Origin of the sequence: Mesorhizobium sp. LNJC405B00 (assembly GCF_000502615.1) — a bacterium.
GTDB lineage: Bacteria > Pseudomonadota > Alphaproteobacteria > Rhizobiales > Rhizobiaceae > Mesorhizobium.
Map to the genome: position 1 here is coordinate 1 of NZ_AYWC01000004.1, position 25013 is coordinate 25013.

A 25013-nucleotide genomic window follows, 5' to 3' on the forward strand; every position below is an offset into this window, starting at 1 on the left:
GTCGCCGGCGCGGCAGGTGCCGTCGCCGGAGCCGCAGGCGCCGCCGGCTTCGCGTCCGTCCCGTCCGGATTGCGGAAGAAGCGGAAGAACTCCGAGTTCGGCGACAGCACCATCGTCGTCCCGGAGTTGTCCAGCGCCGTGCCATAGGCATTCATCGACCGGTAGAAGTCGAAGAACGCCGGATCGCGTTTGTAGGCGTCGGCAAAGGTCGCGCTACGCTGGGCTTCACCTTCACCACGCAGGATTTCCGATTCCTTGCGCGCCTCGGCGACGATTTCCACCACTTCGCGGTCGGCGCGGGCGGTGATGCGCTGCGCGGCCTCTTTGCCGCGCGCTCTCAGCCGTTCGGCCTCGGCCAAACGTTCGGCCTTCATGCGGTCGAAGGTCTGCTGCGAAACCTCAGCCGTCAGATCGGTTCGGCGGATGCGCACATCCTCGATCTGCAGGCCGAGCGAGGTGGCGTCGGGCCGAAGCTGATCGCGCACTTCGCGCATCATCACGGCCCGCTCTTCCGAAAGCGCCGCCTCGAAGTCGCGCAGACCGTAGACACGGCGCAGCGCCGCATCGAGACGCGTCCTCAGTCGTGCTTCGGCCAGTGTGATCTGACCGGACACGGCTGAGCGGAACACCCGCGGATCCGAGATGCGGTACGCGATGAAAGCGTCGACCTCGTAGAACTTGCCGCCCGAAACCTGGACGCGGATGTTATCGAGATCGAAGCGCAGCACCCTGTTTTCGATCAACTGCACGCTGTCGGCGTCGAAGAAGGCGAAAGGCGCCTTGAAATAGATGCCGGGTTCATTCTTGACGTCGACGATCTCGCCGAACCGCAGCACGAGCGCCTGCTGGCGCGCGTTGACCACGAAGACCGAGGAGTAGAGCAGGAACAGAAGCACGGCCGCGATGACCGCGACGATGGGAAGACGATTGGCCATCACTGGGCTCCTCCCGTGGTCGCAGGCGCCGGCGCCTTCGGCTGCAGTGCCGGCAGCGGCAGATAGGGAACGACCCCTTGCCCATTGCCCTGTTCGACGATGACCTTGTTGGAATCCTTCAGCACCTTCTCCATCGTTTCCAGATAAAGCCGCCGGCGCGTCACGTCGGGCGCCTTGGCGTATTCGTCATAGACCGAGATGAAGCGCTGCGCCTCACCTTCGGCTTCCTGGACGACACGGTTCTTGTAGGCTGCCGCGTCCTCGCGGATCTGCGCCGCGGCGCCACGCGCCTGGCCGAGCTTCTGGTTGGAATACTGGTTGGCCTGCTCGACGAACTTGTCTTCGTCCTGCTCGGCGCGCTGCACTTCGTCGAACGCGTCGGCCACTTCACGAGGCGGCGCCGCGTCCTCGATCGAAACCGCGTTGACGTTCAGGCCGGCCTTGTAGCCGTCAAGCGTCGTCTGGATGATTTCACGCACCGACGCCGCAATCCCCTGGCGATCGTCCCGGAAGATGTCCTGGGCCGGTCGCCGGCCGACCGCTTCGCGCATGGCGCTCTCTGCGACCTGCTGCAGCATGCCTTCTGGGTCGGAGACGTCGAACAGATAGGCCCGGGGATCGGAGACCTGGTAGGCCACCGAAAACTGGACGTTGACGATGTTCTGGTCGCCGGTAAGCATCAGCCCCGACGAGTTGCCGCTCGTCGCGCCGCCACCACCGATATCGACGAGTTGTTCGGCGATGTTGGCCGTCTCGACGGTTTCGACGGGCCACCAATGGAAATGCAGACCTGGCTGCGACAGCTCCGCCTTCGGCTTGCCGAAGCGCAGCTCGACCGCAACCTCGTCCGGCTGCACGGTGTAGACCGCCTTGAACGCCCACAGCACGATCAGAGCCGCTGCGATCAGCGCAAACACGGCCGGGCTGGCGCCGCCGCCACCGGGCAGCGCGCGCCGCAGCCGGTCCTGGCCGCGGCGGATGATGTCTTCGAGATCGGGAGGTGACCCCGGCGGGCCGCTAGGCCCCTTCGGTCCCTGCCCCCAGGGTCCCTGATTGTTGCCGCCGCCGCCCCATGGGCCGCCGCCGCCGCTCTTGTCGTTCCAGGGCATGAATGTCCTTTCGCTTGGGATTCCCTCAGCGCCGACGTTGCGGCGCAAAATCCAGTTGTTCTTCTATAGGGACGCAGCGATGCGCTTTCAACGCGATCCGCTGCCGAGCATGTCCGTTTTGGACGTTCGCGACCCTTTTATCGTCTCAATGCACGCCGCGGCGTCGCTCGTAAACCGAATAGCGCGTCGCATGGCTGTCCTTTTCACCGGCCGGAACGTCCTGAGCGCTGACAAGGCGCCACAAATCCGGATCGATGTCGGGAAAATGCGCGTCGCCATCGACCGCCGCCAGCACATGGGTGACGTGCAGCCGGTCTGCCAGCGGCAGCGCCTGCGCATAGATCTCGCCGCCGCCGATGATGCAGATTTCGTCGACGCCGGCCATGCAACGCCCGCGCACCGTGGCCAGCTGGATCGCTGCCTCCAGCGAGTGCGCCACCTCTATGCCCTCGGCGCGCCAGGCCTTGTCGCGGGTCACCACGATGTTCAATCGGCCCGGCAGCGGCCGGCCGATGCCTTCATAAGTCTTGCGGCCCATGATGACGGGCTTGCCCATCGTATCGGCCTTGAAGCGCTTGAGATCGGTGGACAGCCGCCACGGTAAGCCGCCGTCGCGCCCGATGACGCCGTTCTGCGCAATGGCGACATAGATCGCGACGTCCATCAGTTGGCTCCCCCGGCGCCGTCATCCGACGGCTCCAAAAGCAATATGTCGATGTTGTGCTCGGGATAGAGATCCTGCGCCGCCGTCTCGAAGGTCGTCGGCCCGACCTTCTTGACATTGTCGCCGCAAAACGAGATCAGCGCTTTCGGATTGCCCTTGTCGACGGTCAGCTTGAACTTGCCGATGCTGCCATTGGCCCAGTTGCCGCCGGTGGTCAGGATATAGGCTATGCGGTTCTCGTAAAAATGCGGATAACCGTCGGCCTTCGCGGCCTGGCGCACCGCATTCTCGAAGCTGTCGTCCATGCAGTAGCGGGTCTTGTAGGTCGTGTATTGGCTGCCCTCGGTGAACTTGCCGTCATAGAAGAAACTCACCGACGACGTGCCGCCGACGCTCGGTTTGTAGCGGTGCGAGACGTGGACATCCTTGTTGGCCGGAAATATCGCGCGCCACCAATAGGTCGAGCGCAACTGCCACCACGGCGTATAGACCTTGTTCGCCTCGGTACCGTCGCTGCCCGTATCCTCGATGATGATGCCGCGGTTTTCCCAATCCTCGGCGACCGTTTTCGGCAGCTTCGCCAGGGCCGCCTTGGCCGCATCGCCGAACGGATTGAACGGCACGTTCTGCGCCTTCAGATCGGCGCCGATATCGATGCCGACAGCGAACACTTTCTGCTCGAGCTGCGGCTTTGCCGGCGCTCCGTCGATCGTCACCTCGAAGCCAAGGAAATTGTCGCTCTGGTTTTCCGGGATGGCCGGCATTTCCTCCGGATTGCCTTCGATGTCCGGCAGCGGAAAAGCGACGATGGCATTTACATCCTTGTTGGTGTTGTTGTGGAAGACGTAGTCGACCGTGATCTTTTCCGGCGAGATATAGAGGTCCTCGCTTTGCATCGACACCGCGTCGCTACGCGACAGGATCAGGCCACCTGTGCCGAGTTCGGCGGTCGTATCATTGGCCAGCGCGGGCACGGCTAAAAGCGCCAGCGCTACGGACAGAACATATTGCAACATCGAAGCCCCTCGCCAAGAATGCCGCGACCCTAGCCGTTTCAATGTGGCGTTTCAAAGCCTTCCGTCTCCCAGCAGGACGCCACAGTGTCTGGACACGCCAATCGGCGGTCTGGACTAACAGGTTTCGATCGGGCAGGAGTTCGCGTCATGCGCAAGCTTCTCGTCATCGGCATCGGCGCCGGCAATCCCGACCATATGACCGTGCAGGCCATATCAGGCCTAAACCGGGCGGACGTCCTGTTTATCCCCGACAAGGGGGCGAAGAAGAACGACCTTGCCGAATTGCGCCGCCATATCTGCGACCGTTTCGTCAGCAATCCGAAATCGCGCCGCGTCGAGTTCGACGTGCCGGTGCGCGCCGAGCCGGCGCCTTCCTATCGCTCGACCGTCGATGACTGGCACGAGGCCATCGCCCAGATTTATGAGAGCCTGGTCCGCGACGACCTTGCCGAGGACGGCTGCGGCGCCTTCCTGATCTGGGGCGACCCCTCGCTCTATGACAGCGCGCTGCGCATCCTCGCGCGCGTACGACTGAGGGGCAATGTCGCATTCGAACTGGAGGTCATTCCCGGCATCACCGCCGTCCAGGCGCTAGCCGCCGGCCACAAGATGGCGCTGAACCGCATCGGCGACCCCGTGCTGATCACCACCGGCCGCCGCCTCGCCGAACAAGGCATGCCGCACAATGCCGGCAGCGCCGTGGTCATGCTCGACGGCAAATGCGCCTTCAACACGCTGGCAGACAAGGATCTGATCATCCATTGGGGCGCCTATCTCGGCACACCGGACGAGATCATCGTTTCCGGTCGCCTGGGTGATGTCGGCGAGGAGATTGAGAGGACGAGAGAAGAAGCCCGGAAAAGAAAGGGCTGGATCATGGACACCTATCTGCTGCGTAAAGCAGGAGAGCCCGAGGAATAGCGCGCTCAAAGGTCGAGTTCCTTCGCGCCCCCCTCTGTCCTGCCGGACATCTCCCCCTCTAGTGGGGAGATTGGCCGTCACGGAGGATTTCGCCAATCGCCTAACAGATTAGCGCCCGTCTACGGGCTAGCTGATCTCCCCCCTTGCGGGGGAGATGTCCGGCAGGACAGAGGGGGGGTGTGACGGATCGCAAGCTTCAACCCTCACCCAGCATCGATCTCCGCCTGCAAGGCGTCCATATGCGTGGCCGCCGCTGCCGCCGCAGCGCGCTCGATAGCGCGAAAACGGCTGACGACTGCAAGGCCAACTGAGGTCAGCTGTGCGCCGCCGCCCTTTTTGCCGCCGGTCTGCGCCGCGACCAGTGGCTTGCCGAACACACGGTTCATATCTTCCACCAGATCCCAGGCGTGCTTGTAGGACATCTCCATGCCGCGTGCCGCAGCCGAGATCGAGCCGAAAGTGGCGATCTGCTCCAGCAATTCGATCTTGCCCGGACCTATGCGCCCGTCCGGATCGAGATTTATCCGCAGGCTCAGCGACGGCATCTCTTGTCCTCCACAGTCACACTAGCCCCTCTCGACCCATAGCGCTATTCCAAAACGATATAGCGGCTATCAGCCATCCGCTTCGGCCGGCAGCCCGGCGCCGGTGTTGGCACGGTCGAAACTGACCGTCTTGATCACCGCGAACACCTTGCCGCCGAGTTGAAGGTTCAGTACCTGCCTGGATTGTTCGGTGATGCGGGCAAGCACGGTTGCGTCATTGCAGTCGATGCCGATCTCGACCGTCGGCCCCTCGCCTGGGCTGATTGCGACGATGGTGCCCGGCAGGATGTTGAGCGCACTGAGACCTTTCGGCAGTTCGGTGGCGATCATCACGTCCCGGGCGCGGATGCGGATGCGTACAGGCGCGCCGACCGAGACCGCCAATTGCGGCACCCGGATTTCGCCCGCCGCCGAGCCGAGCACGGTCATCCCGAAGATCTCATCATGGCGCAGCACCTTGGTGTCGAGCACCGCGCCGCCCTCGGCGCGTTCCTCCGCCGGGAGCAATTCGAGCCGTTGCATGATCGCGCCGGTCGGACCGGAGGCTGCGACCTTGCCTTGCGCCATCACCACCACGTCGCTGGCCAGCCGCGCCACTTCGGCGACGGAATGGCTGACATAGACGATCGGGATCTTCGTCTCGTCGCGCAGCCGCTCGATATAGGGCAGGATCTCGGCTTTGCGCGCATCGTCGAGCGAGGCCAGCGGCTCGTCCATCAACAGCAGTTTCGGGCTGGCAAGCAGCGCCCGGCCGATCGCCACGCGCTGCTTTTCGCCGCCCGAGAGCTTTGCCGGTCGCCGGTCGAGCAGAGGACCGATGCCGAGCAGTTCGACGACCGCGTCGATATCCGCATAGCGCTCCGCGGGTGGCGTGAACCAGCGGCCATAGCGCAGATTGCCGGCCACGCTCATATGCGGAAACAGCCGCGCGTCCTGGAACACCATGCCGATCCGGCGCTTGTGCTTCGGCACGAAAATGCCGGCATCGGTGTCGACCAGCACACAGCCGTCGACCGCGATACGGCCCTTGGTCGGCCGGATCAGGCCGGCGATCACGTTGATCAGCGTCGTCTTGCCGGAGCCCGATGGCCCGAACAGCGCCGTCAGCCGCCCGGCGCTTTCGAAACGCGCGTCGACGGCGAAACCGCCGAGCCGATGGCTGATGTCCACCAGCACGCTCATTCGATGTCCATCCGCCGGCCGACGCGCCGCGCCAGCACTTCCGAGGCGACCAATGCGGCCATCGAGATGACGATGGAGATCAGCGTCAGCCTGAGCGCCCCGTCATCGCCGCCAGGCACCTGCGTGAAGGTGTAGATCGCCGAAGGCAGCGTCTGCGTCTCGTTGGGAATGTTGGAGACGAAGGTGATGGTGGCGCCGAACTCGCCCATCGCCTTGGCGAAGGACAGGATCGAGCCGGCGATCAGCCCGGGCAGGATCAGCGGCAGCGTGATGGTGGCGAAGACCCAAATCGGGTTGGCGCCGAGCGTTCCCGCCGCTGCCTCCATTTTGCGGTCGACCGCCTCGATCGACAGCCGGATCGCCCGCACCATCAGGGGAAAGCCCATGATACCGCAGGCCAGTGCGGCGCCGGTCCAGCGAAACGAGAAGACGATGCCGAAATGCTCGGCCAGGAACGCTCCCGCCGGCCCGCGCCGGCCGAAGGTAAGCAGCAAGAGATAACCTGTCACCACCGGCGGCAGGATCAACGGCAGGTGAACCATGCCGTTGAGCAGCGTCTTGCCCCAGAATTTTCCGCGGGCCAGCAAAAGCGCCATCAAGATGCCCGGCGGCAGGCTGAACAGCATCGCCACCGTCGCCACCTTGATCGACAGCCGGACCGCATTCCATTCGTCGGGAGTGAGGTCCAGCAGCCAGTTCATGCGTCAGCCGCTACCTTAATTGCTCGGCGTGAGCACGGTGAAACCCTGATCCCTAAACAGCTCCACCGCCTTGGCGGACTGCAGGCACTTCAGGAAAGCCGGGGTATCCTTGTCCTTCGAATCGGTGGTCTGGGCAACCGGATAGATGATCGGCGGGTGCGAATCCTCCGGGAAGGTGCCGACCACCTTGACTCCCTTGTCGGCATGCGCGTCGGTGGCATAGACGATGCCGAGCGCGGCCTCGCCCGTTGAAACCAGCTTGAGCGCGGCGCGCACATTCTCGGCCTGCGCCACCTTGCCTTCGACCGACGACCAGACGCCGAGCGATTCAAGTGCCGCCTTGCCGTATTTGCCGGCCGGCACCGCCTTGACGTCGCCCATGGCAAGCCTGCCGTCGCCAACCAGCTTGGCCAGGTCGAAGCCTTTCTCGATCCTGGTCTCAACCTTGGAATCCTGTGGCGCCACCAGCACGATCTGGTTGCCGAGCAGTTTCACCTCGGTTTCCGGCTTGGTCAGTCTCTTGTCGGAGAGGTACTTCATCCAGTCGAGATCGGCCGAAATGAACACATCGGCGGGCGCCCCGAGTTCGATCTGCTTGGCCAGCGCCGAGCTCGCGGCGTAGGAGACGGTCGCCGCTTCACCGACATCGGCTTCGCAGGCCTTGGTGACGGCGTCGAGCCCGTCCTTGAGGCTGGCTGCGGCAAACACGATCACCTTGTCTCCCGCGTGAGCCGCCGGCATCACGGCCATCAGAGCTACGGCAAAGCCGCCAATCGCGATTGCCCTCATACCAAAACCTTTGTGCCCCAACATGAAAACTCTCCCTGGGCTTGAAACCTGCTGGCTCGACTCCTGCCGACCGATATATCTGGATGAATATAACAAGGGAAGGCCGCCTCCTGCGAAAGCGTATGTTCGGCATCGATTGTTCTGGTTTGGACGTGCACCGAAACCCGGAAAGGAACTCCGATGAAGATCAGCGCCCGCAACATCCTCAAGGGAACGATCGTCGAGATCGTCAAAGCACCTCGCCTGTCCGCGGTGATGTCGGCGGCTCCGTCGTCACGCTTCGATCACCAACGAGGCCGTTGCCGATCTCAAGCTCGAAAAAGGCAAGCAGCCTATGCCATGATCAAGGCAACCGACGTCATGGTCGACATCGATTGAGGGTCGGAATTGATTGACGGTGGACGGATCAGACCGCGATCGGCGCCTTGATCGACGCGTCGGCAAAATAGTTTTCCAGCCGGAAATCCTCGAAGCGGAAGGCGAACAGGTCCTTCACCTCCGGATTGATCCACAGCGTCGGCAGCGCCTTGGGTGTGCGCCGCAATTGCTCGCGCGCCTGCTCGAAATGGTTGGAATAGAGATGCGCATCGCCCAGCGTATGGACGAACTCGCCGGGCTTCAGCCCGGTCACCTGCGCCACCATCAGGGTCAGCAGCGCGTAGGAAGCGATGTTGAAGGGTACGCCGAGAAAAATGTCGGCCGAGCGCTGGTAGAGCTGGCAGGACAGCTTGCCGTCCGAGACGTAGAACTGGAACAGGCAGTGGCAGGGCGGCAGCGCCATCGCCTCCACTTCGGCCGGGTTCCACGCCGAAACGATCAGCCGGCGTGAATTCGGATTCCTGCGTATCTCCTTCAGAACATTGGCAATCTGGTCGATCGACCCGCCATGGCCATCCGGCCAAGAGCGCCACTGCTTGCCATAGACCGGGCCGAGATCGCCATTCTCGTCGGCCCATTCGTCCCAGATCGAAACGCCATGATCTCTAAGGTATTTGATGTTGGTGTCGCCGGCCAGGAACCACAGGAGTTCATGGATGATCGACTTCAGATGCAGCTTCTTGGTGGTGGTGACGGGAAAGCCGCGCGACAGGTCGAAGCGCATCTGGTACCCGAACACCCCACGCGTGCCGGTGCCCGTGCGGTCGCCACGATCGGCGCCATTGTCCAGCACATGCTGCAAAAGGTCGAGATACTGGCGCATCGGCTTCGCCTCGATTCGGGGTTACCGCCATCATAACCGACTGGCCGCCGGCCGAACACAGCAAAAGGGACCAGAACGCGGCTTGCCCCATCTCTCAAGAGGTGGCGCTGCCCCTCACCTGCCTGCCGGCATCCTCTCCTCGTATAGGGACGGGGAGAGGGGCGCTGTCATCAGCGGTTTCGCCAATCACAAGCTTGTTCGAGAGAGAGAGCCAAGGCTGCGGTCAGCCATTTCTCCCCGTCACTATACGGGGAGAAATGCCCGGCAGGGCAATGAGGGGCGGTGCTGACCTCCGGTGAGGAGCAAAATCAAACGCGCGCTCTGCCTATCGGCAATAATCTCTACAAAGAGCCGAGCTTGCCCAGATCCTTGGCGACCAGATAGTAGAAAGTCACGCGGCTCTTGGAGCTGTCGGCGGCCAACGCCTTGCAGGTCTTCTCGATCGCTGAGTCGGCTTTCGCCCCGTCGGTCACGCCGAGTTTCTTGGCAACCCAGTTGGTCTTGACGCGCTCCAATTCCTTGGGGTCGGTGCAGGATACCAGCGAGGAATCGCGGTTGCGCAGCGCGATGCCCAGATGTTTCACAATCTTGGCAACCACATCGGCATTTGCGGCGGCGTCGTATTTCTTCACGTCTGCGAGATAATCGGCCATCAAATTTCCCCATGTCGGCGCCACGGGATCCGATCGATGAGGGCTGTGGCGCGCTGCCGCAACTTGTGCGCTCGGTCGATACTCCTCACCATCGCAAAGCTTCGGTTGAGACCGCGCGCGAGTCAACCCTCGGCGCCGCAGTTTGGTGCGGCCAAGAAGTGTCATTGCGGCCTTTCATTTTGTGCGCCCGCCCCCTATATTCGTTTTGTCGGCTTGACCGACTATGGCGATAAATGGGCGATGTAATAAGCCGTTCGGACCCGGGGGCGGTACCCGGCGCCTCCACCAAGAACCGCTCTGTGATCAGAGCGGCTGTTGCTGGGGGCGAAATAGGATCGACGAAGGTGTAAAGATCGTACTTTTGCCCGGCATGGTACCACCGTCATCGGGCTAAACCTGTAGTTGCAAATGACAACTATGCGGAAGCACGTCTCGCCGCGTAAGCGGTGCGATAGCTTCAAATCAAGCCCTAGAGGTTCGCACTTCTAGGCGGGGTTCGGAGGTACCTGGCAACAGAAACCTCCACTTCTCCCCTCCTCGATATCGTACGCTCAATGCCGGCTGCCGCTGGCCGGATTTCGCATGACGATGGGCCGCGAAGCCTACACCAAATTGAGCCATGAGCTGGTGCAATTTGCCGCTGGCGTCGGTCGAAGGCCGTGGTTCTGGCCGGGGCCGGATTACCCCAGACGTGAAAAAGGCCGGGATGACCCGGCCTTTCCGGTCGATTGCGGTCAGCTTACTCGGCCGGCGCTTCAACGGCTTCGCGCGAGCGGCCGAGCGTCAGTTTGGCCAGCGTGAACGAGATTACGGCGCAGAGCGTGATGCCGGCCACCATGGGCAGCGGCGTGCCGTCGAAGAAGATGCCGGCGACGCCCATCGCCAGCGCACCGATGGCGAAGTGCAGCGTGCCCATCAGCGCCGAGGCCGTGCCGGCGATCTCGCCATGCTCTTCCATGGCCAGCACCGACGTCGTCGGGATGACCAGGCCGAGGAAGCCGTAGCCGACGAACAGCAGTGCCGCCATCACATCGAGCCGGTCGACGCCGGTCGCCATGACTGCGAACAGCACCACCATCGTCGTGGCATAGCCGGTCACCGCCACCCAGACGACGCGCTTCAGCCCGAAGCGCTCCGACAGCAGTCCCGTCAGCTGCGACATGCCGATGAAGGCGACCGCATTGATCGAGAAGAACACGCTGTAGACGGAAGGCGACAGCCCGTAATGGTCGATCAGGATGAAGGACGAACTCGAGAGGTAGACGAAGAAGCTGGCGATGCCGAAGCCGGCGATCGCCACCAGGCCGAGGAAATTGCGATCACCCATGAGGAAGCGATAGCCGGCGAGTGCGGTTCCGAAGGAGGAACCGACGCGTTCTTCCGCCGGCCGCGTCTCCTTCAGCGAGGTCGCCAGCAGAATGGTGGCCAGCAGGGCCGCGCCCGTCACCGTCCAGAACACGGCGCGCCAGCCAAAATTCTCGATGATCTGGCTGCCGGTCAGCGGCGCCAGGATCGGCGACACCGAAAACACCAGCATCAGCAGCGACATCAGCTTGGCGGCTTCGGTGCCGGTGTGCAGGTCGCGCACGATGGCGCGCGGCACCGCCATGCCGGCGCTGGCGCCCAGTCCCTGCAGGAAGCGGAAGGCGATCAGCCATTCGATGGTCGGGCTCATGGCCGAACCGATACCGCCGACCATGAACAGCGCAAGGCCGCCGTAAAGCGGCAGCTTGCGGCCGACCATGTCGGAGATCGGTCCGACGACGATCTGGCCGAAGCCCATCGACAGGAAGAAGATCAAAAGGCTCATCTGAACGGCGGCGGTGCCGGCATGCAGATCCTCGCCGATCGAAGGCAACGCCGGCAGATACATGTCGATGGCGAAGGGGCCGATAGCGGACAACAGGCCGAGCACGACCGCGATGCGGAGGAATTTGGGACTCATGGTAAAGGCTTCTTTCAAGTCTGGTTGGCGCCGCCAACGCGACGACTAACCCTAGGACGTTCCATCCCGTTGAAATCCGACGGCTCAGCGAGATTATTCGTCTCTACGGAGCGAATTCACCATTTATTGTGTCCACAAATTTAGACAGCCTTGTCTAATTCGTCAATCACCTCTATATAGATTTCTATGAAGCTTGCCGTTTCTCCTGACATTTTCCCGCCACGCGGCCACGAGGCCAAGCGTATGTCGATTATCGATGCGGCGGCTTCGGTCTTTTGCCGGGAAGGCTTTGCCGGCGCCAATATCGACCTGATCGCGGTGGAGGCCGGCGTGTCGCGCCAGACCATCTACAATCACCACCGCGACAAGGAAAAGCTCTTCATGGCTGTGGTGCGCGATCTGACGGAGCGCTGCAATGCCGGCATCTTCGCCACCTTCGCCTCTTTCCCAGACCAGCCGAAGGATCTGGAAGCCGACCTGATCGGCTTTGCCGTGCGCATGAATCAGAACTGCATCTGCAACCGCGACGGACGCTTCCTGCGCAAGCTGATCCAGACCGAAGGCGAGCGCTATCCCGAGGTCTTCGCAGAATGGCGCGACCAAGGGCCGGGCCGGACCTGGCCCGCACTTGCCGCCCGTTTTGCCCGCCTCGCCCATGCCGGCCATCTCGCGGTCGACGATCCCGATGTCGCCGCACGCCAGTTCCTGGCGCTAGCCAACGCCGAACTGCAGACCACCTTCATGCTAGGCGGCATGCCGTCGGAAGACGAAGTGTTGCAATCCGCCACCCACGGCGTGCGCACATTCCTGCGCGCCTTCGGCAAGCGCAGATCAGCGGCAGCGGTGGAAAAACAGCTGGCCAGCGCCTGAACGCCAAAGCAGGCGATCAAATCGTCCGTTACGGGCTTCGCTTCGGCGCATCAGCGATCTATATCCGGTTTACGCCGCGCTCAAGCTTGATTACAGCTATGCGGACGATTCAACGGAACCCGACCAGCACATGGCCGACGACCACATCCGCTACGACATCCTGGCCCAGGAGGCATTGCGCGGCGTCATGCGCAAGGTCCTGGCCGAAGTCGCGCGCACCGGCCTTCCCGGCAATCATCATTTCTTCATCACATTCCTGACCGGCGCGCCGGGCGTGCGGGTGTCCTCCAGGCTGCGCGAGCGCTATCCCGAACAGATGACCATCGTCATCCAGTTCCAGTATTGGGACCTCAAGGTGACCGATACCGGCTTCGAGGTCGGGCTGTCCTTCTCCGACGTGCCGGAGAAGCTGGAAATCCCGTTCTCGGCCGTACGCGGCTTCTACGACCCATCGGTCAATTTCGAACTCGAATTCGACGTCAAGACCGACGTCCCGGCGGAAGACGATGCAGCCGCCCAGCCGGCTGCCGAGCCTTTGGCTATCGTCTCCGAGAAAAAGCCGAAGGCCGAGAAGAAGGCAGCTGCCACTGAGGCGGAGAAAAAGCCCGCCGTGGCCGATGCCGCCGCCGGCAAGGGCGCCGACGTCGTGTCGCTCGACGCCTTCCGCAAGAAGTAGCGGGACGGTCGGCGCGACATGGGCGAAATCGTCAACCTTCGCCAGGTCCGCAAGCAGAAGGCGCGCACCGAAAAGGAAAAGCTCGCCGGCGAGAACCGCGCTCTGCACGGCCGTTCCAAAGCCGAAAGAACTCGTGACCGTCTGACATCGGACAAGGCCGAAAAATTCGTCGCCGGCCACCGCCGCGAACGCCCGGAAGACCAGGGCGATTGATGGACCGCCTGCGGTGAGCCCGGTCGAAAAACGCTCGGTGACCATCCGCGGCCATCGCACCAGCTATTCCCTCGAAAAACCCTTTTACGACGATCTCCTCGCCATCGCCGCCGCGCGCAAGCTGACGCTTGCTGCCCTGGTCGCCGAAATCGACGAAACAAGGCCGCGCGATGCGAATCTGTCGTCGGCCCTCAGGCTCCACGTGCTGGACTGGGCCAAGCGCGACGCCAGAACTTCTTAGGCCTTTATGACCGCGTCCTGTTTCTTGCGGCGGGTGCCAAATCCCAGGAGCGTCGAGCGATCACGTTCCTCGGCAAGCTTCTTCGACCGGACGCGCATCAGATCTTTCCAGCCGACATAGCCGACCAGCCGCGCGTCCTCGCGCGCGACAACCGGCAGATGCGAGACATTGGCCATCAGCAGCTTGTCGGAAAGCCCCTCGAGATACTCGTCCGGATAGGCAAGCGTGAGCTTGCCGCCGGCAAGCAATTCGCCAAGCGTCGTGGTGCGGTGCTCGCCCGCGCGCCTCCAGCGCAGGATCGCCGGCGGATCGATGACGCCAAGCACCTGGCCGTCTTCGCTGACGACGGGAAAGCTCGGATGCCGCGTCTGGGGCGCGGTCAGGAAGGCGGCTGCGCCATGGAGCGTCATCGTCGCCGGCACGCTCTCCACCTGCGCGGTCATGACCTCGCGCACCCTGGTGAGCGCGAACGGATCGACACGATATTCTCGAACCAGATGATGCCCTCGCCTGGCAATCTTTTCCGTCAGGATCGACCGCTTCATCAACAGCACGGTGACGGCGTGAGCGGCCGCGCAAGCGGCGATCAACGGCACCAGCACATGGGTGTTGCCGGTGAGTTCGACCGCAAAGAAGGTCGCCGTCAGCGGCGCGCGCATGGTGCCGCCCATGGTCGCCGCCATCGCCAGCAACGGCCAGAAGCCGGGCGTCGCCTCAGGCAGGATGCCGGCGAGAACCGCGCCCATGGCGCCGCCCATGATCAGCAGCGGCGCCAGCACGCCACCGGACGTTCCAGAACCGAGCGCCACCGACCAGATGATCGCCTTGACCACCAATAGGACAAGTGCGGCCGTGGCGATCAAGCGACCATCGAGCATGTCGGCGATGTTGTCATAGCCAACGCCCAATGCCTGCGGCTCGATCAGTCCGCCAATGCCGACTACCAGGCCACCGATCATCGGCCACCACATCCAGTGTATCGGCAGCTTCTGGAAAGCGTCTTCGCAGGCATAGACCATCTGGGTCAGCAGGCCGGACAAGAGCTCGGCGCATATCCCGATCAGCACCCAGCCGCCCAGGCCGGTGAACGAAGCCTCCATGCTGCCCTGGAACGGGAAGATCGGCCCCGGCAAATGCAGCATGGTGCGCTCGACCTCGGCAATGATGGCGGCAACCGCCACGGGGATGAAGCTGCGCGGCGTCCATTCGAAGAGCAGCAGTTCCACCGCCAGCATGATGGCCGCGATCGGCGTTCCGAACACGGTGGTCATGCCTGCCGCCGCGCCCGCCACGAGCAGCGTCTTGCGCTCATTGTCGCTGACCGGCAGCATCTGCGCGATCAGCGAGCCGATGGCGCCGCCGGTCATGATGATCGGCCCTTCGGCGCCGAACGGACCGCCGCTGCCGATCGAGATCGCCGACGACAGCGGCTTGAGGATCGCCACCTTGGCATCAAGCCGTGAGCGACCGAGCAGGATTGCCTCGATGGCCTCGGGGATTCCGTGGCCGCGGATCTTCTCGCTGCCATATCTGGCCATCAAGCCGATGATCAGCGCGCCGATCACCGGAACGACGACCGCGGCGTAACCGAGCGGCGTGTCCTGCAGCTTCAGATTGGCAAATGAGAATTGGCCGAAATAAGCGATGTTGGTGGCAAGCTGGATCAGCTTAAGCAGCGCAATACCAGCAAACAGTCCTGCGGTTGCAACCACCACGGCGATCGCCGCGATCAGCAGCACGCGCGCATCGGTAGTGAAGTCGCGCAGGTGATTTTCCGAGGATTTCATATGGCGTCCAGCTTTCCGACGACGCCACGCGCGCCATCCTGTTGTCGGGCCGCTATGTATCGTAACACGATATAAATGTTCAAGGCTGTTCGCGACCGCTTTACCGCGTCATTTTGGACAACGACTGCGCGCCGGCCGTTGAGCTTTTCAGGCAAAGGACGATAGAGATCGGAAATGACCGTGCCAAAGAACCCACGACCAGCCATTTCGCAGGCCGACTACCAGCGCCTGTCCGAATTCCGTTACCTGATCCGGCGCTTCCTCGAATTCAGCCAGACCCAGGCCAACGATGCCGGCCTGACGCCGCGCCAGCACCAAGCGCTGCTGGCGATCAAGGGCTTTCCGGATGGCGGGCCGGTCACGGTCGGTGACTTGGCCGAGCGCCTGCGCATACGCCACCACAGCGCCGTCGAGCTGGTAAACCGCCTAGGCGAGGCAGGACTTGTGATCCGGCATCAGGACAAACACGACCAGCGGCGCGTGTTTTTGCGCTTGACCGAACACGCCGAAGACCGTCTTGCCGAATTGTCCGCCGCGCATCTCGATNTCGATGAGCTCAAGCGCATCGAACCGATGCTGGGACGCCTGCTGACCCGTCACAAGCAATAGTCCGCAAGTCGCGGACCGATGCCGTCGGCGATGCGGGTGCCTAATTGCCCAGCGACTTCAGCAGATTGTCGACGGAGAACGGATTTGTCCTGGGCTTCGGCGGCGCCGGGGCCGAACCGTCACTGACACCGGGAAGTGAGCGGTCGACCTTCGGCGCCTGCTCCTGAGCCTTGCGCTCGGCCTCCAGCTTGGCTTTTTCCTGCGAAGCGATCCGAGCCTGTTCGGCCTTCTTCCGTTCGTCCTCGGCCTTGGCGGCGTCTTCGGCAGCCTGCTCTTCCGCCTGCGCCTTCGCGTCCGCATCCGCCTTGGCCTTTGCGTCAGCCTCTGCCTGCGCTTTCGCATCGGCATCGGCCTTTGCTTCGGCATCCGCCTTGGCCTTGGCATCCGCTTCGGCCTGTGCCTTCGCATCGGCCTGTGCCTTCGCCTTGGCGTCGGCCTCGGCTTTGAGCCGTGCCGCTTCCTCCTGCTTGCGCAATTCCTCGGCGGCGTTGTCGCGCTCGGTCTGCAGGGCGGCGTAGTAGCGCACCTCGCGCCGCAGCCGCTGCTTCTCGAGCAGTGCGGCCTGCATCGCCTCGACCCGCTGCTGCTCCTTTTCCAGCGCGCGCTGGGTCAAAAATTGCGCCAGCGGCTCGCTGTCGAACTGCTTCTTCAGCGCCCCGAACGGCCCATCGACGCTGAAATTGACCGTCGGATCGGAGCCGATCAGCGCCTCGTCGCCAGGCTTGTAGGTGACAGCGCCCTTGGTGGCGACGGTGCCGGTGTTGAGGTCGGCCGTGATGTCGGCAGACAGCGTCGCCGCCTGGTTTTCGAGTTTCATCGGTGGTGCCCGCAACGTGCCGCCGGCGACCGTGAAGGCGATGTCGGCATCGCCGGCAGCAAAGCTGCCGTCGCCAGCGATCTCAGGTGCAAAGCCCGCGGTCTTGGCCACGTCGATGTCGCGCCCGATCGCATCGGCCTTGGCAATCAACGCGCCGAAGGCATCGGGATTGACGCCGGCAATGGTGAGGCCTTTCAGCGCCGCCGTGCCCGAGCCGGAGAGTGCGGCAATCATCGCGTCGACCGATTTGCCGCTGGTCGACAGCCCTGTCGAGAAGTCGCCGCTGCCACTCAAGCCGGCAGCCGGCAGCACAGTCGCCAGGTCGGCGCCGGCAAGCCTCATCTGCCCGGAGAACAGCCCCGTGCCGTCCGTGTTCTTCAACTCGAACAATCCGGTGAGCGCGCCGCCGAGCAGTTTTGCCTTCAGGTCCGAAACGCGGATGCCTTCCTGGTCCAGTTTCAACGACAGCGACGCGTCATAGGCTGTCGCCAGCGGTCCGGCGGCAAGCGTCGCCGTCGTCAGGTCGAGATCGGCGCTGAACGGCAGGCTGGATTTCTGGCTGAATGGCGCCGTCGGCCAGTTCGCGTTGCTGCTGAGGAACGACTGGTCACCGAACAGCGCAACCGCAATCGGGTCGAGGTCCAGTTCGTCGAGCGCCAGCGCACCGGCAAAATGCGGCAGCCCCTGCTTCGCATCGATGTTGACGTCGCCCGAAATCTCCGACTCGTTGATGGATCCGCTGAGGCCGCTCAACACCAGCAGGCCGTTGCCGAAATCGGCATCCGCGCTGAGCGAGGTCGAGGTGCCCGTTCCCATACCCGGCAGGCCGGCGCCGGTCGTCATCAGCCAGGGCTCGATATCGGAAGCGTCGAGGCCGATCTTGCCCTTGGCGGTGGCGCCTTGCGGCGTCTGAGCGACGGTGCCGTCGAACGTCGCCTTGAAGTCATCGGCGGCGAAATTGAAGCTCGTCGCCAGGCCGCCGCCGAGTGTGCCTTTGGCCGAAATATCGGTGCTTGCCTGGCCGAGCATGCCGAGCGGCAGCGCCGGCAGGCCGTAGAGCGCCAGCAGCACGGTGGCGTCGGGATTTTTGGCGTTGAAGGTCAGCGTCACCGGCGCGTCGAGCAACTGGCCGACGGCACCCTTGCCCGACAGCGACGCCGAAAAGGCCGAACCGCCGGCCTTGCCTTGTCCGCTCACCGCCAGCCCGGTCGTGCCGTCGCCATTGTCGGCGGCGCTCGCCACCAGATCGACGCGCGCGTCCTGGAACAGTTCAGGATAGGCGGCCGTGCGGCCAGCCAGCCCCTTCAGCACCTGATTGTCGGGATAATGTTGCGCGGCAATGTCGATCAGCGGCTTCAGATCGACGGCGACCACCGAGGCATCGAGCTTGCCGGTCGGGCTTGCCGGAAAATCCTTGATCCGGCCGGTGGCGCTGATCGAGGCGCCGGCAAGGCCGCCAATCGACAGCCGGTCGATTTCGAGCAGCCCGTCGCGGAGCCGGAGCGCTGTGTCGACCGTGTCGGCGGTGAGCCCGCCGGCATTGACCGGCCCTGCCTTGATCTGAAAATCGAGGTCACGGTCGGAAAAGCGGTTGGCGCCCTTGTCGCTGACGAAGATCGAGGCGAAGGCCGTCAGCCCGTCAACATCGAGTTCGCCGCCCGCGAGCCGCATCAGCACCGAGGACTTGGCGTCGTCGGGCTGGCTGGAATCGATGCGGCCGGTGAACTTCGACTTGCCGAGGATCAGTTCGAGATCGCTGAACGCCTGGCGCTTCTCCGACAGGTCCACCTTGGCCTTGAAGCCGGCGGCCGGCAGCCGGCGGATCGCCTCGTCGACATCTTTGGACAACCAGGCAGCAAAGCCGGAAGGCTGCGCCACCGCCAGCAGCATGGAGCCGCTGAAACCGAAATGATCTTCGACGCTGAGCATGCCGCTGGCTTCCAGCGTCGTGCGCCCGGGCAAGGTCGCGGCCAGCGATTTCACCGACCAGCCGCCCTCGACCGGCTCGGCCGAGAGATGCACGTCGCGCACCGTGGTGTCGCCAGCCACCACCGCCGGCAGCTTGACCTCGACAGTGCCGGCGATGCTCGGCTTCGGCAGTTCGAGCAGCGCCTGCTCGATCCCGGCAATGCGCTGGTCCAGCGTCAGGCCGGCGCCCTTCTCAGCGCCCACCGCCTCGTCCAGTTGCACCTGCGCGCCATTGGCCTCGATGGCGAAGTTCGGCCTAAGGCCGAGATCGACCGAAGCCTTGCCGTCGGCTGTGTAGGGATTGTCGAGCGGCCCGGTCTCGAAGCGGAATTCGTCGACGCCAAGCTTCTGGTGGTCGAGCGAGAACTTGCCGTTCAGCCTGAACCCCGGATCGGGTTTGCCGGCGCTGATTTTGACGCTCTCGCCATCGCCGCCGCGCAGTTCGGCGCTGTTTTTGTCGTTGCCGGAAATCTTGAACTGGCCGGAATAGACGGCAGCCCCATTGACGATGCCGGCATTGCCGTCGGTTTCGATGACCAGTGGATAGGCATCGGGATCGACCTTGAGCCTCAGCCGCATCTGGCCGCTGCCTTCGGCCTTGCCGGTCGAAGCCGCAACCGTCGAACGCAGTCCGTCGAGCAGCAACGTTCCGTCCATGCGCCACGGCCCGGCCAGCGACTTGGCAGAGATGGTCGAATTGATCTCGGAAATCAGATGGCTGCGCCCGCCTGCGGCATGGCGGAGCGCAATTTCTCCCTCCGTCACCGTGAGCTTCTCGATCGAGATCTGGTTGAGATCGAAGGGCGAGGACGGCCGTATCGCCCAGTCGACCGTGCCGTTATCGGCGATGTCGATCGTCGCCTTCGGATGCACCAGCCGCATGTCGAAAATCAGCACTTCGCCACGCAGGAACGGCGCCAGTTCCGCGTCCATCGAAAAGGTCTCGACGGTCATTGCCGGCTGGCCGCCGGGGCCGCCGGCGACCGTGACGTTTGAGAAGGTCACCGAGGGGAACGGCAACAGCCGCGCCGTGGCGTCGCCTTGCACCGTCACCTTGCGGCCGAGAATGGCGCTCGCCTCGCGCTCGAATTGGGCGCGGTACCCAGTCCAATCGACAAAATACGGCACCACCAGCGCCGCTACCAGCACCAGCACAAACAAGCCACCGAAGATCACGAACAGGCGTGCGAGCATCAGCTCCGAACGGGTTGATTGAAAGTCAGCCGCACTCTACCCGCATCAGCGTGTCGATAAAGAGGCAATTCATCCAGAGTTGCTTGATCTCTGATGTATCTGGAAGAGCAGAGATTTTTGGACGCCTTTGACCGCGGTCCGGCCTGTGCGTAAGAGACTATCCTGCCATGGCCCGTCGGTGATATTCGTTCAGCAGCACCACCATCTCCTCGGGGGACAATGTCCAGCCCTGGGTTAATGCGGCTTCGGCGCCCAGGCTTTTGGTCACGCTGCCCATGACGGAGCTTTTCTTGACCCCCGGTGCGAAATTGTACCCGATCATATCGCCTATCCTGCGCCGGCGATGGACGACGAAGAAGCTTTCGATATCCTTCCAGGGGACCAGCTTGGGCGATCGAACAAGGCCTCCGCCGAGACTGAAACCTTGTCCGTTCAGCACCAGAATCTGCGGCCGCACAAGCTGCCAGGCAAACACCAACGCGACCAGCCCGAAAAAGGCCACGCACCACCAAAGGCCGGCGGTGTCGCCGTCCTCGGAGACATAAATCAGGAAAGCGCAGGCCAGGACAAAGAAGAGGCTGGCCGACAGCAGTAACAGTGTCTTGCCAAGCGATGCCCTTATAATCAGAGTATCCATTGCCGCTCCTCACATTTCGGCTATGCAGGTAATATCTTGCCTGGGTTCATGATGTCTTGCGGGTCGAGCGCTTTTTTTATGGAGCGCATGATGTCGACAGCATGGCCGAGCTCATGGCGCAGGAAGCCGATCTTGCCCTGGCCGATGCCGTGTTCGCCGGTGCAGGTGCCGTCCATGGCGATCGCCCGCATGTTCAGCCGCGAGACGAATTTCTCCGCCAGCGCGATCTCTTTGGGGTCGTTGACATCCATCAGCACCAGCACATGGAAATTGCCGTCGCCGGCATGGCCGACGATCGGCGCAACCAGGCCCATCTCGGCAATGTCGGCCTCGGTTTCGGCAACGCATTCGGCCAGCCGCGAGATCGGCACGCAGACATCGGTCGACAGGCCCTTGGTGCCCGGCCGCAGCGTCAGCGACGCCCAATAAGCATCGTGCCTGGCCTTCCAGAGTTTCGTGCGCTCCTCGGCGACGCTCGTCCACAGGAATGGCCCGCCGCCATTGTCTTCAGCAATGGCACCGAAGGTTTCGGCCTGTTCGGCGACACCGGCATCGCTGCCGTGGAACTCGACGAACAGGCACGGGCTCTCGGGGTAATCGAGCTTCGAGTAATTCTTCATCGCCCGCATCTGCAGTCCATTCACCAGTTCGATGCGCGCCACCGGAATGCCCATCTGGATGGTCGCGATGACCGCGTTGCAGGCCGCCTCGAGGTTTGGAAACGGGCAGACGCCGCCGGAGATCGCCTGCGGAATGCCTTGCAGCTTCAAGGTCAGCGAGGTGATGATGCCGAGCGTGCCTTCCGAGCCGACCAGAAGCCGCGTCAGATCGTAGCCGGCCGAACTCTTTTTCGCCCGCTTGCCGGTCGTCACCGTCTCGCCATCGGCCATGACGGCCGTCAGCGACAGCACGTTTTCACGCATCGTGCCGTAGCGCACCGCATTGGTGCCGGAGGCCCGCGTTGCCGCCATGCCGCCGAGCGAAGCATTGGCGCCGGGATCGATGGGGAAGAACAGGCCGGTATCGCGCAGGTGCCGATTCAAATCCTCGCGCGTTACGCCAGGCTCGACCGTGCAGTCGAGATCCTCGGGGTTGACCGACAGGATGCGGTTCATGCGCGAGGTGTCGACCGAGATGCCGCCACCCGGCGCGTTGGTGTGGCCCTCCAGCGAGGAACCGACGCCGAAGGCGATGACCGGCACGCGGTGCGCGGCGCAGGCACGTACGATCTCTTGCACCTCTTCTGTCGTCTCCGGGAGCGCGACACCGTCAGGCGCCTGCGTCGGAATATAGGTGGTGGTGTGCGCATGCTGCGAGCGGATCGCCGCGCCGGTCTGGAAGCGTTCGCCGAACTGCTGCTTGAGGATGCCGAGCACCGCCGCAATGCCTTCCTCGTTGCGTTCGACCGGATTGAGGTCGCTCAGAGCCATGAATTCCTCCGCGAATGGACCAGCGTCCATGCTTGTTATGCGATTATGGATGCACATGACGCAATTCCAGGAAAAGTGTGAAGCGGTTTTCCGTCCGGGATTGCGTCAAAACAAAAACTAAAGCGGTTCACCGTTTCCGCGAGACGGTGAACCGCTCTAGTCTCAGCGGCCACGCCCTGTCCAGCACCTGAACTCGGTCCAGCACCAGAACAAGGAAGTTTCCATGCCCATCCCTGCCCCCTTCGTTTCCAAACCGATGGACATCGAGAAGGACTGGATCGACTACAACGGCCATCTCAACATGGCCTATTACAACGTGTTGTTCGACCGCTGCTCGGATGAGGCGTTCGAGGCGATGGGCATGGGGCTGGACTATGTCAAAGAGCGGCGCCTGACCATCTACACGGCCGAAGTCCATGTTTGCTATGTCCAGGAACTGCACCTCGAACACAAGGTCGTCGTATCCTTCCAGCTGATCGATCACGACGACAAGCGGCTGCGGGCCTACCAGGAAATCCGCCATGTCGATGGCTGGCTCGCCGCCACTTCCGAAACCCTGTCGCTGCATGTCGACATGTCCGGGCCGAAAGTCGCGCCCTTCCCCGCCGACGTGCAGGCCAAGGTGGAAGCGATGCGCGCCGCCCACTCTGCACTGCCGATGCCCGAACGCGCCGGCCGTTCGATCGGTATTCGCCGCAGGACCGCTTGAAGCGCTGCTGCGCCCGCGTTAACCTTACCAAGGTTTTAACGTGAACAAGCCATTTGAGCCATTGAACGACTCAGCGGACCGTTTGAGAACGGTGCCATGCGAGTTGCGATGCGGGCGGCGGGCAACAGGCGGTTCGAGGAACGTGCATGAAAACCGACATCAAGGTCGAGGTGGACAGGCTGGCTGCCGATCCGCGCATCACCGACTATGATTTCTGGCGCTCGTTGAAGAACGTCAACAACGAGATCTTCCACATCGCCAACAACAACGAGCCAATCCCCTTCGACATGATCCGCTGGCGCGCCATCCTGAAGCAGGCGCGCATGAAGCGTGGCCACGCCTGACGTTTCCCCTGCTCTGAGAAGCCGACACTGGCGAGCGCCGCCACGGACAATTGCGACCTGATCATTTCCAAAGGTCTGCGCCAGCCCCGCTTTCAGCGAATCGGCTGCATCCGACAACCTTCAAAAACCGTTCATTTCGACAGTTTGCGCAACCGGCGATTCGGTTTCGCAAACGGCTGCCTGCGACAAGAAGATCAAGATTGAACCAATTCCACGTCTAAGCCGTTGTGACCCCTGAAAAACGGCTTGGAGTGAAAGCATGGACTGGAAAAGGACCAGGGAACCGGCCGACGCATGGCACATGACGGACAATCTGCATGCCGAGCACGGCAAGGGCGATCCGTTCGCGGCCGCCATCCGCGCCACCCGCATGTCGATGGTCATCACCGATCCCCGTCAGGCGGACAATCCGATCGTCTTTGCCAATGACGCGTTCCTGCGCCTGACCGGCTACGAGCGCGACGAGGTCATGGGCAAGAACTGCCGCTTCCTGCAGGGGCCAGAGACAGACAAGGCAGCTGTGGCTAGCGTGCGCGACGCGATAGCAGCGGGAACCGATATCGCCATCGATCTGTTGAACTACCGCAAGGACGGCTCGACGTTCTGGAATGCGCTCTACATCAGCCCGGTTTCCAACGACAAAGGCGAACTCCTGTTCTTCTTTGCCTCACAGCTCGACGTCTCGGATCGCAAGCGCTCGGAGGATCGCATCACCGCCGACAAGAACCGTTTTGAAAAGGCTGTCAAGGAACGCACACGCGAGCTTGAGGCCGCCCTTGAGGCGCAGACCACGCTGCTGCACGAGGTCGACCATCGGGTGAAAAACAACCTGCAGATGATCTCCTCGCTGATCATCATGCAAAGCCGGGCAATCAAGGATGAAGCGACGAAGCGATCCCTGACCACCATGCTGGAGCGCATCGAGGCGCTGAGCACTGTGCATCGCCGTCTCTACCAGTCAAAGGATGTCAGCCGCTTCGATGTCTCGGATTTCGCCAGGGATCTGGTCACCGACCTGCTGACCGCATCGGGGCGCGCCGAGATCAAGCCGACGCTGGACCTCGAACCCATCGTCATTCCGGCCGAAAAAGCCACGCCTGTTGCCTTGATGGTCAATGAGCTTGTCACCAACGCGCTGAAGCATGCCTTCAAGGAAAAGCCGGACGGCACCACCGCGGGGCGCATCGGCATCAAGATGAGCCAGCCCGACGGCCACTTCAACATCGAGGTTTCCGATGACGGCGTCGGCATGGCCGAGGCCAGTGGCGATGCTTCTTTCGGCATGCGGCTGATCAAGTCGCTTGCCCGTCAGTTGCATGCCGACATCGAATGGCGCGACGCCGGCCCGGGCACAAAGGTCGTCATCTCGATGCCGAACGAACCGCAGCAGAAAGGGAAGCTGTCATGAACGAACCGCTCAAGGTCCTGATCGTCGAGGATGAGGCGTTGCTGGCGATGGAACTGGAAAGCCTCGTCGAGGAAGCCGGCCACAGCGTTGTGGGTTGGGCGACATCGTTGGCCGAAGCAAGAGGTATGATTGATACCGCCGATGCCGATATTGCCTTTGTCGATATCCACCTCGCCGACGGACCAACCGGGGTCGAGGTTGCCGAGCATATCCGCGAGGGTAACCGTTCCATGGTGGTGTTCATGACCGCCAATCCAAAACGCATCCCCGACCATTTCGCCGGCGCGATCGGCGTCATCGCCAAGCCCTACACGATGAACGGACTGGTGTCGGCGTTGCGCTATCTGCAGGAGGGCGTGCGGCGCCCGCCCCCGGTCTCGGTGCTGCCGGCCGGTTTTACGCTGTCGCCGGCCTATGAAAGCGTATGGGCGTCGTCGGCGGCCTGAAGC

General features: G+C 62.9%; 25 protein-coding genes, 1 other RNA gene and 1 pseudogene. 12 read left to right on the forward strand and 15 right to left on the reverse strand.

Annotation, left to right across the window (positions count from 1 at the left end):
• The 4 genes from X756_RS156130 to X756_RS156115 form a co-directional block, all read right to left on the reverse strand.
• A partial coding sequence (locus X756_RS156130; RefSeq protein WP_023729317.1) for a protease modulator HflC occupies nt 1–935 on the reverse strand: 935 nt, incomplete at its 3' end.
• Nucleotides 935–2044: an FtsH protease activity modulator HflK gene (gene hflK, locus X756_RS156125; RefSeq protein WP_023668331.1), complete on the reverse strand. Its 1110-nt coding sequence runs from the start codon at nt 2042–2044 to the stop codon at nt 935–937. The genes hflK and X756_RS156130, both read right to left, overlap by 1 nt.
• Before the next feature lie 145 nt (nt 2045–2189).
• Nucleotides 2190–2708: a dihydrofolate reductase gene (locus X756_RS156120; protein WP_023667408.1), complete on the reverse strand. Its 519-nt coding sequence runs from the start codon at nt 2706–2708 to the stop codon at nt 2190–2192.
• A complete protein-coding gene (locus X756_RS156115; RefSeq protein WP_023729318.1) occupies nt 2708–3724 on the reverse strand; it encodes a DUF4424 domain-containing protein in 1017 nt (338 codons plus the stop codon). The genes X756_RS156120 and X756_RS156115 overlap by 1 nt, the downstream gene beginning before the upstream one ends.
• A 147-nt stretch (nt 3725–3871) precedes the next feature.
• Here X756_RS156115 and cobF point away from each other — a divergent pair, with 147 nt between their 5' ends.
• The gene (cobF, locus tag X756_RS156110) at nt 3872–4645 is read left to right on the forward strand and encodes a precorrin-6A synthase (deacetylating) (protein WP_023682093.1); all 774 of its coding nucleotides are present in this window, start codon (nt 3872–3874) and stop codon (nt 4643–4645) included.
• A 203-nt stretch (nt 4646–4848) separates the two neighbouring features.
• On the opposite strand, the gene X756_RS156105 is transcribed toward cobF, so the two are convergent.
• The 4 genes from X756_RS156105 to modA all read right to left on the reverse strand — a co-directional run bounded on the left by X756_RS156105 (nt 4849) and on the right by modA (nt 7883).
• Nucleotides 4849–5190, reverse strand: coding sequence for a winged helix-turn-helix domain-containing protein (locus tag X756_RS156105; RefSeq protein WP_023667411.1), 342 nt, complete (start codon nt 5188–5190; stop codon nt 4849–4851).
• Nucleotides 5191–5259: 69 nt separating this feature from the next.
• Nucleotides 5260–6372: a molybdenum ABC transporter ATP-binding protein gene (modC, locus tag X756_RS156100; RefSeq protein WP_023729319.1), complete on the reverse strand. Its 1113-nt coding sequence runs from the start codon at nt 6370–6372 to the stop codon at nt 5260–5262.
• The gene (gene modB / locus X756_RS156095) at nt 6369–7073 is read right to left on the reverse strand and encodes a molybdate ABC transporter permease subunit (protein ID WP_023729320.1); all 705 of its coding nucleotides are present in this window, start codon (nt 7071–7073) and stop codon (nt 6369–6371) included. Before modB ends, modC begins: the two co-directional genes overlap by 4 nt.
• Before the next feature lie 15 nt (nt 7074–7088).
• A complete protein-coding gene (gene modA / locus X756_RS156090) occupies nt 7089–7883 on the reverse strand; it encodes a molybdate ABC transporter substrate-binding protein (RefSeq protein ID WP_155922541.1) in 795 nt (264 codons plus the stop codon).
• 159 nt (nt 7884–8042) lie between these two features.
• Here modA and X756_RS0133950 point away from each other — a divergent pair.
• Nucleotides 8043–8240: pseudogene (locus X756_RS0133950) on the forward strand (TOBE domain-containing protein).
• 28 nt (nt 8241–8268) lie between these two features.
• Here X756_RS0133950 and X756_RS156085 read toward each other — a convergent pair.
• Complete coding sequence (locus X756_RS156085) at nt 8269–9063, reverse strand: thymidylate synthase (RefSeq protein ID WP_023688064.1); 795 nt, start codon at nt 9061–9063, stop codon at nt 8269–8271.
• Nucleotides 9064–9404: 341 nt separating this feature from the next.
• Nucleotides 9405–9716 carry a DUF2853 family protein gene (locus tag X756_RS156080; RefSeq protein ID WP_023668323.1) on the reverse strand — a complete coding sequence of 104 codons (312 nt, stop codon included), beginning with the start codon at nt 9714–9716 and terminating at the stop codon, nt 9405–9407.
• Between the two features lie 168 nt (nt 9717–9884).
• Here X756_RS156080 and ssrA point away from each other — a divergent pair.
• Nucleotides 9885–10243: a transfer-messenger RNA gene (gene ssrA / locus X756_RS1000000167250) on the forward strand.
• Between the two features lie 212 nt (nt 10244–10455).
• Here ssrA and X756_RS156075 read toward each other — a convergent pair.
• Nucleotides 10456–11661 (reverse strand): multidrug effflux MFS transporter, encoded by a 1206-nt coding sequence (locus tag X756_RS156075; RefSeq protein WP_023667417.1) that lies wholly within the window; start codon nt 11659–11661, stop codon nt 10456–10458.
• Nucleotides 11662–11847: 186 nt separating this feature from the next.
• On the opposite strand from X756_RS156075, the gene X756_RS156070 reads away from it, so the two are divergent.
• The 4 genes from X756_RS156070 (at nt 11848) to X756_RS156055 (ending at nt 13661) form a co-directional block, all read left to right on the forward strand.
• On the forward strand, nt 11848–12531 hold the full coding sequence (locus tag X756_RS156070; protein ID WP_023729322.1) for a TetR/AcrR family transcriptional regulator: 684 nt from the start codon (nt 11848–11850) through the stop codon (nt 12529–12531).
• A 130-nt stretch (nt 12532–12661) separates the two neighbouring features.
• Nucleotides 12662–13207, forward strand: a complete 546-nt coding sequence (locus X756_RS156065; RefSeq protein ID WP_023667419.1) for an SspB family protein — start codon at nt 12662–12664, stop codon at nt 13205–13207.
• Between the two features lie 18 nt (nt 13208–13225).
• The gene (locus tag X756_RS156060; RefSeq protein WP_023667420.1) at nt 13226–13420 is read left to right on the forward strand and encodes a DUF4169 family protein; all 195 of its coding nucleotides are present in this window, start codon (nt 13226–13228) and stop codon (nt 13418–13420) included.
• Nucleotides 13421–13433: 13 nt separating this feature from the next.
• Nucleotides 13434–13661, forward strand: coding sequence for a ribbon-helix-helix domain-containing protein (locus X756_RS156055; RefSeq protein ID WP_023729323.1), 228 nt, complete (start codon nt 13434–13436; stop codon nt 13659–13661).
• Here the strand turns inward: X756_RS156055 and X756_RS156050 are convergent.
• Nucleotides 13658–15448: a chloride channel protein gene (locus X756_RS156050; protein ID WP_023729324.1), complete on the reverse strand. Its 1791-nt coding sequence runs from the start codon at nt 15446–15448 to the stop codon at nt 13658–13660. The two genes, X756_RS156055 and X756_RS156050, sit on opposite strands and share 4 nt — an antisense overlap.
• Nucleotides 15449–15622: 174 nt before the next feature.
• On the opposite strand from X756_RS156050, the gene X756_RS156045 reads away from it, so the two are divergent.
• Entirely contained in the window at nt 15623–16057 is a 435-nt protein-coding gene (locus X756_RS156045; RefSeq protein ID WP_023729325.1) for a MarR family winged helix-turn-helix transcriptional regulator, read from the forward strand.
• Nucleotides 16058–16097: 40 nt separating this feature from the next.
• Here the strand turns inward: X756_RS156045 and X756_RS156040 are convergent, their stop codons facing one another.
• From X756_RS156040 to X756_RS156035, 3 genes are all read right to left on the reverse strand, one after another.
• Nucleotides 16098–20036 carry an AsmA-like C-terminal region-containing protein gene (locus X756_RS156040; RefSeq protein WP_023729326.1) on the reverse strand — a complete coding sequence of 1313 codons (3939 nt, stop codon included), beginning with the start codon at nt 20034–20036 and terminating at the stop codon, nt 16098–16100.
• A gap of 157 nt (nt 20037–20193) precedes the next feature.
• The gene (locus X756_RS19960) at nt 20194–20673 is read right to left on the reverse strand and encodes a hypothetical protein (RefSeq protein WP_023729327.1); all 480 of its coding nucleotides are present in this window, start codon (nt 20671–20673) and stop codon (nt 20194–20196) included.
• A gap of 20 nt (nt 20674–20693) precedes the next feature.
• Nucleotides 20694–22103, reverse strand: coding sequence for an FAD-linked oxidase C-terminal domain-containing protein (locus X756_RS156035; protein WP_023729328.1), 1410 nt, complete (start codon nt 22101–22103; stop codon nt 20694–20696).
• Nucleotides 22104–22326: 223 nt separating this feature from the next.
• Between X756_RS156035 and X756_RS156030 the strand changes: the two genes are divergently transcribed.
• From X756_RS156030 to X756_RS156015, 4 genes are all read left to right on the forward strand, one after another.
• A complete protein-coding gene (locus tag X756_RS156030; protein ID WP_023712460.1) occupies nt 22327–22812 on the forward strand; it encodes a thioesterase family protein in 486 nt (161 codons plus the stop codon).
• Nucleotides 22813–22958: 146 nt separating this feature from the next.
• The gene (locus X756_RS156025; protein ID WP_013531006.1) at nt 22959–23156 is read left to right on the forward strand and encodes a hypothetical protein; all 198 of its coding nucleotides are present in this window, start codon (nt 22959–22961) and stop codon (nt 23154–23156) included.
• Between the two features lie 259 nt (nt 23157–23415).
• Nucleotides 23416–24564: a histidine kinase dimerization/phosphoacceptor domain -containing protein gene (locus tag X756_RS156020; protein WP_023668314.1), complete on the forward strand. Its 1149-nt coding sequence runs from the start codon at nt 23416–23418 to the stop codon at nt 24562–24564.
• Nucleotides 24561–25010: a response regulator gene (locus tag X756_RS156015; protein WP_023668313.1), complete on the forward strand. Its 450-nt coding sequence runs from the start codon at nt 24561–24563 to the stop codon at nt 25008–25010. The genes X756_RS156020 and X756_RS156015 overlap by 4 nt, the downstream gene beginning before the upstream one ends.
• The last annotated feature ends 3 nt before the right edge of the window (nt 25011–25013 follow it).

Excerpts from the sequence above, each read along its gene's own strand:
- hflK (WP_023668331.1), bottom strand. The coding sequence starts at position 2,044 with ATGCCCTGGAACGACAAGAGCGGCGGCGGCGGCCCATGGGGCGGCGGC.
- modC (WP_023729319.1), bottom strand. The coding sequence starts at position 6,372 with ATGAGCGTGCTGGTGGACATCAGCCATCGGCTCGGCGGTTTCGCCGTC.
- cobF (WP_023682093.1), top strand. The coding sequence starts at position 3,872 with ATGCGCAAGCTTCTCGTCATCGGCATCGGCGCCGGCAATCCCGACCAT.
- X756_RS156030 (WP_023712460.1), top strand. The coding sequence starts at position 22,327 with ATGCCCATCCCTGCCCCCTTCGTTTCCAAACCGATGGACATCGAGAAG.
- X756_RS156105 (WP_023667411.1), bottom strand. The coding sequence starts at position 5,190 with ATGCCGTCGCTGAGCCTGCGGATAAATCTCGATCCGGACGGGCGCATA.
- X756_RS156075 (WP_023667417.1), bottom strand. The coding sequence starts at position 11,661 with ATGAGTCCCAAATTCCTCCGCATCGCGGTCGTGCTCGGCCTGTTGTCC.
- X756_RS156035 (WP_023729328.1), bottom strand. The coding sequence starts at position 22,103 with ATGGCTCTGAGCGACCTCAATCCGGTCGAACGCAACGAGGAAGGCATT.
- X756_RS19960 (WP_023729327.1), bottom strand. The coding sequence starts at position 20,673 with ATGGATACTCTGATTATAAGGGCATCGCTTGGCAAGACACTGTTACTG.
- X756_RS156025 (WP_013531006.1), top strand. The coding sequence starts at position 22,959 with ATGAAAACCGACATCAAGGTCGAGGTGGACAGGCTGGCTGCCGATCCG.
- X756_RS156080 (WP_023668323.1), bottom strand. The coding sequence starts at position 9,716 with ATGGCCGATTATCTCGCAGACGTGAAGAAATACGACGCCGCCGCAAAT.
- X756_RS156120 (WP_023667408.1), bottom strand. The coding sequence starts at position 2,708 with ATGGACGTCGCGATCTATGTCGCCATTGCGCAGAACGGCGTCATCGGG.
- X756_RS156060 (WP_023667420.1), top strand. The coding sequence starts at position 13,226 with ATGGGCGAAATCGTCAACCTTCGCCAGGTCCGCAAGCAGAAGGCGCGC.
- X756_RS156085 (WP_023688064.1), bottom strand. The coding sequence starts at position 9,063 with ATGCGCCAGTATCTCGACCTTTTGCAGCATGTGCTGGACAATGGCGCC.
- X756_RS156040 (WP_023729326.1), bottom strand. The coding sequence starts at position 20,036 with ATGCTCGCACGCCTGTTCGTGATCTTCGGTGGCTTGTTTGTGCTGGTG.
- X756_RS156050 (WP_023729324.1), bottom strand. The coding sequence starts at position 15,448 with ATGAAATCCTCGGAAAATCACCTGCGCGACTTCACTACCGATGCGCGC.
- X756_RS156020 (WP_023668314.1), top strand. The coding sequence starts at position 23,416 with ATGGACTGGAAAAGGACCAGGGAACCGGCCGACGCATGGCACATGACG.
- X756_RS156065 (WP_023667419.1), top strand. The coding sequence starts at position 12,662 with ATGGCCGACGACCACATCCGCTACGACATCCTGGCCCAGGAGGCATTG.
- X756_RS156015 (WP_023668313.1), top strand. The coding sequence starts at position 24,561 with ATGAACGAACCGCTCAAGGTCCTGATCGTCGAGGATGAGGCGTTGCTG.
- modB (WP_023729320.1), bottom strand. The coding sequence starts at position 7,073 with ATGAACTGGCTGCTGGACCTCACTCCCGACGAATGGAATGCGGTCCGG.
- X756_RS156115 (WP_023729318.1), bottom strand. The coding sequence starts at position 3,724 with ATGTTGCAATATGTTCTGTCCGTAGCGCTGGCGCTTTTAGCCGTGCCC.
- X756_RS156070 (WP_023729322.1), top strand. The coding sequence starts at position 11,848 with ATGAAGCTTGCCGTTTCTCCTGACATTTTCCCGCCACGCGGCCACGAG.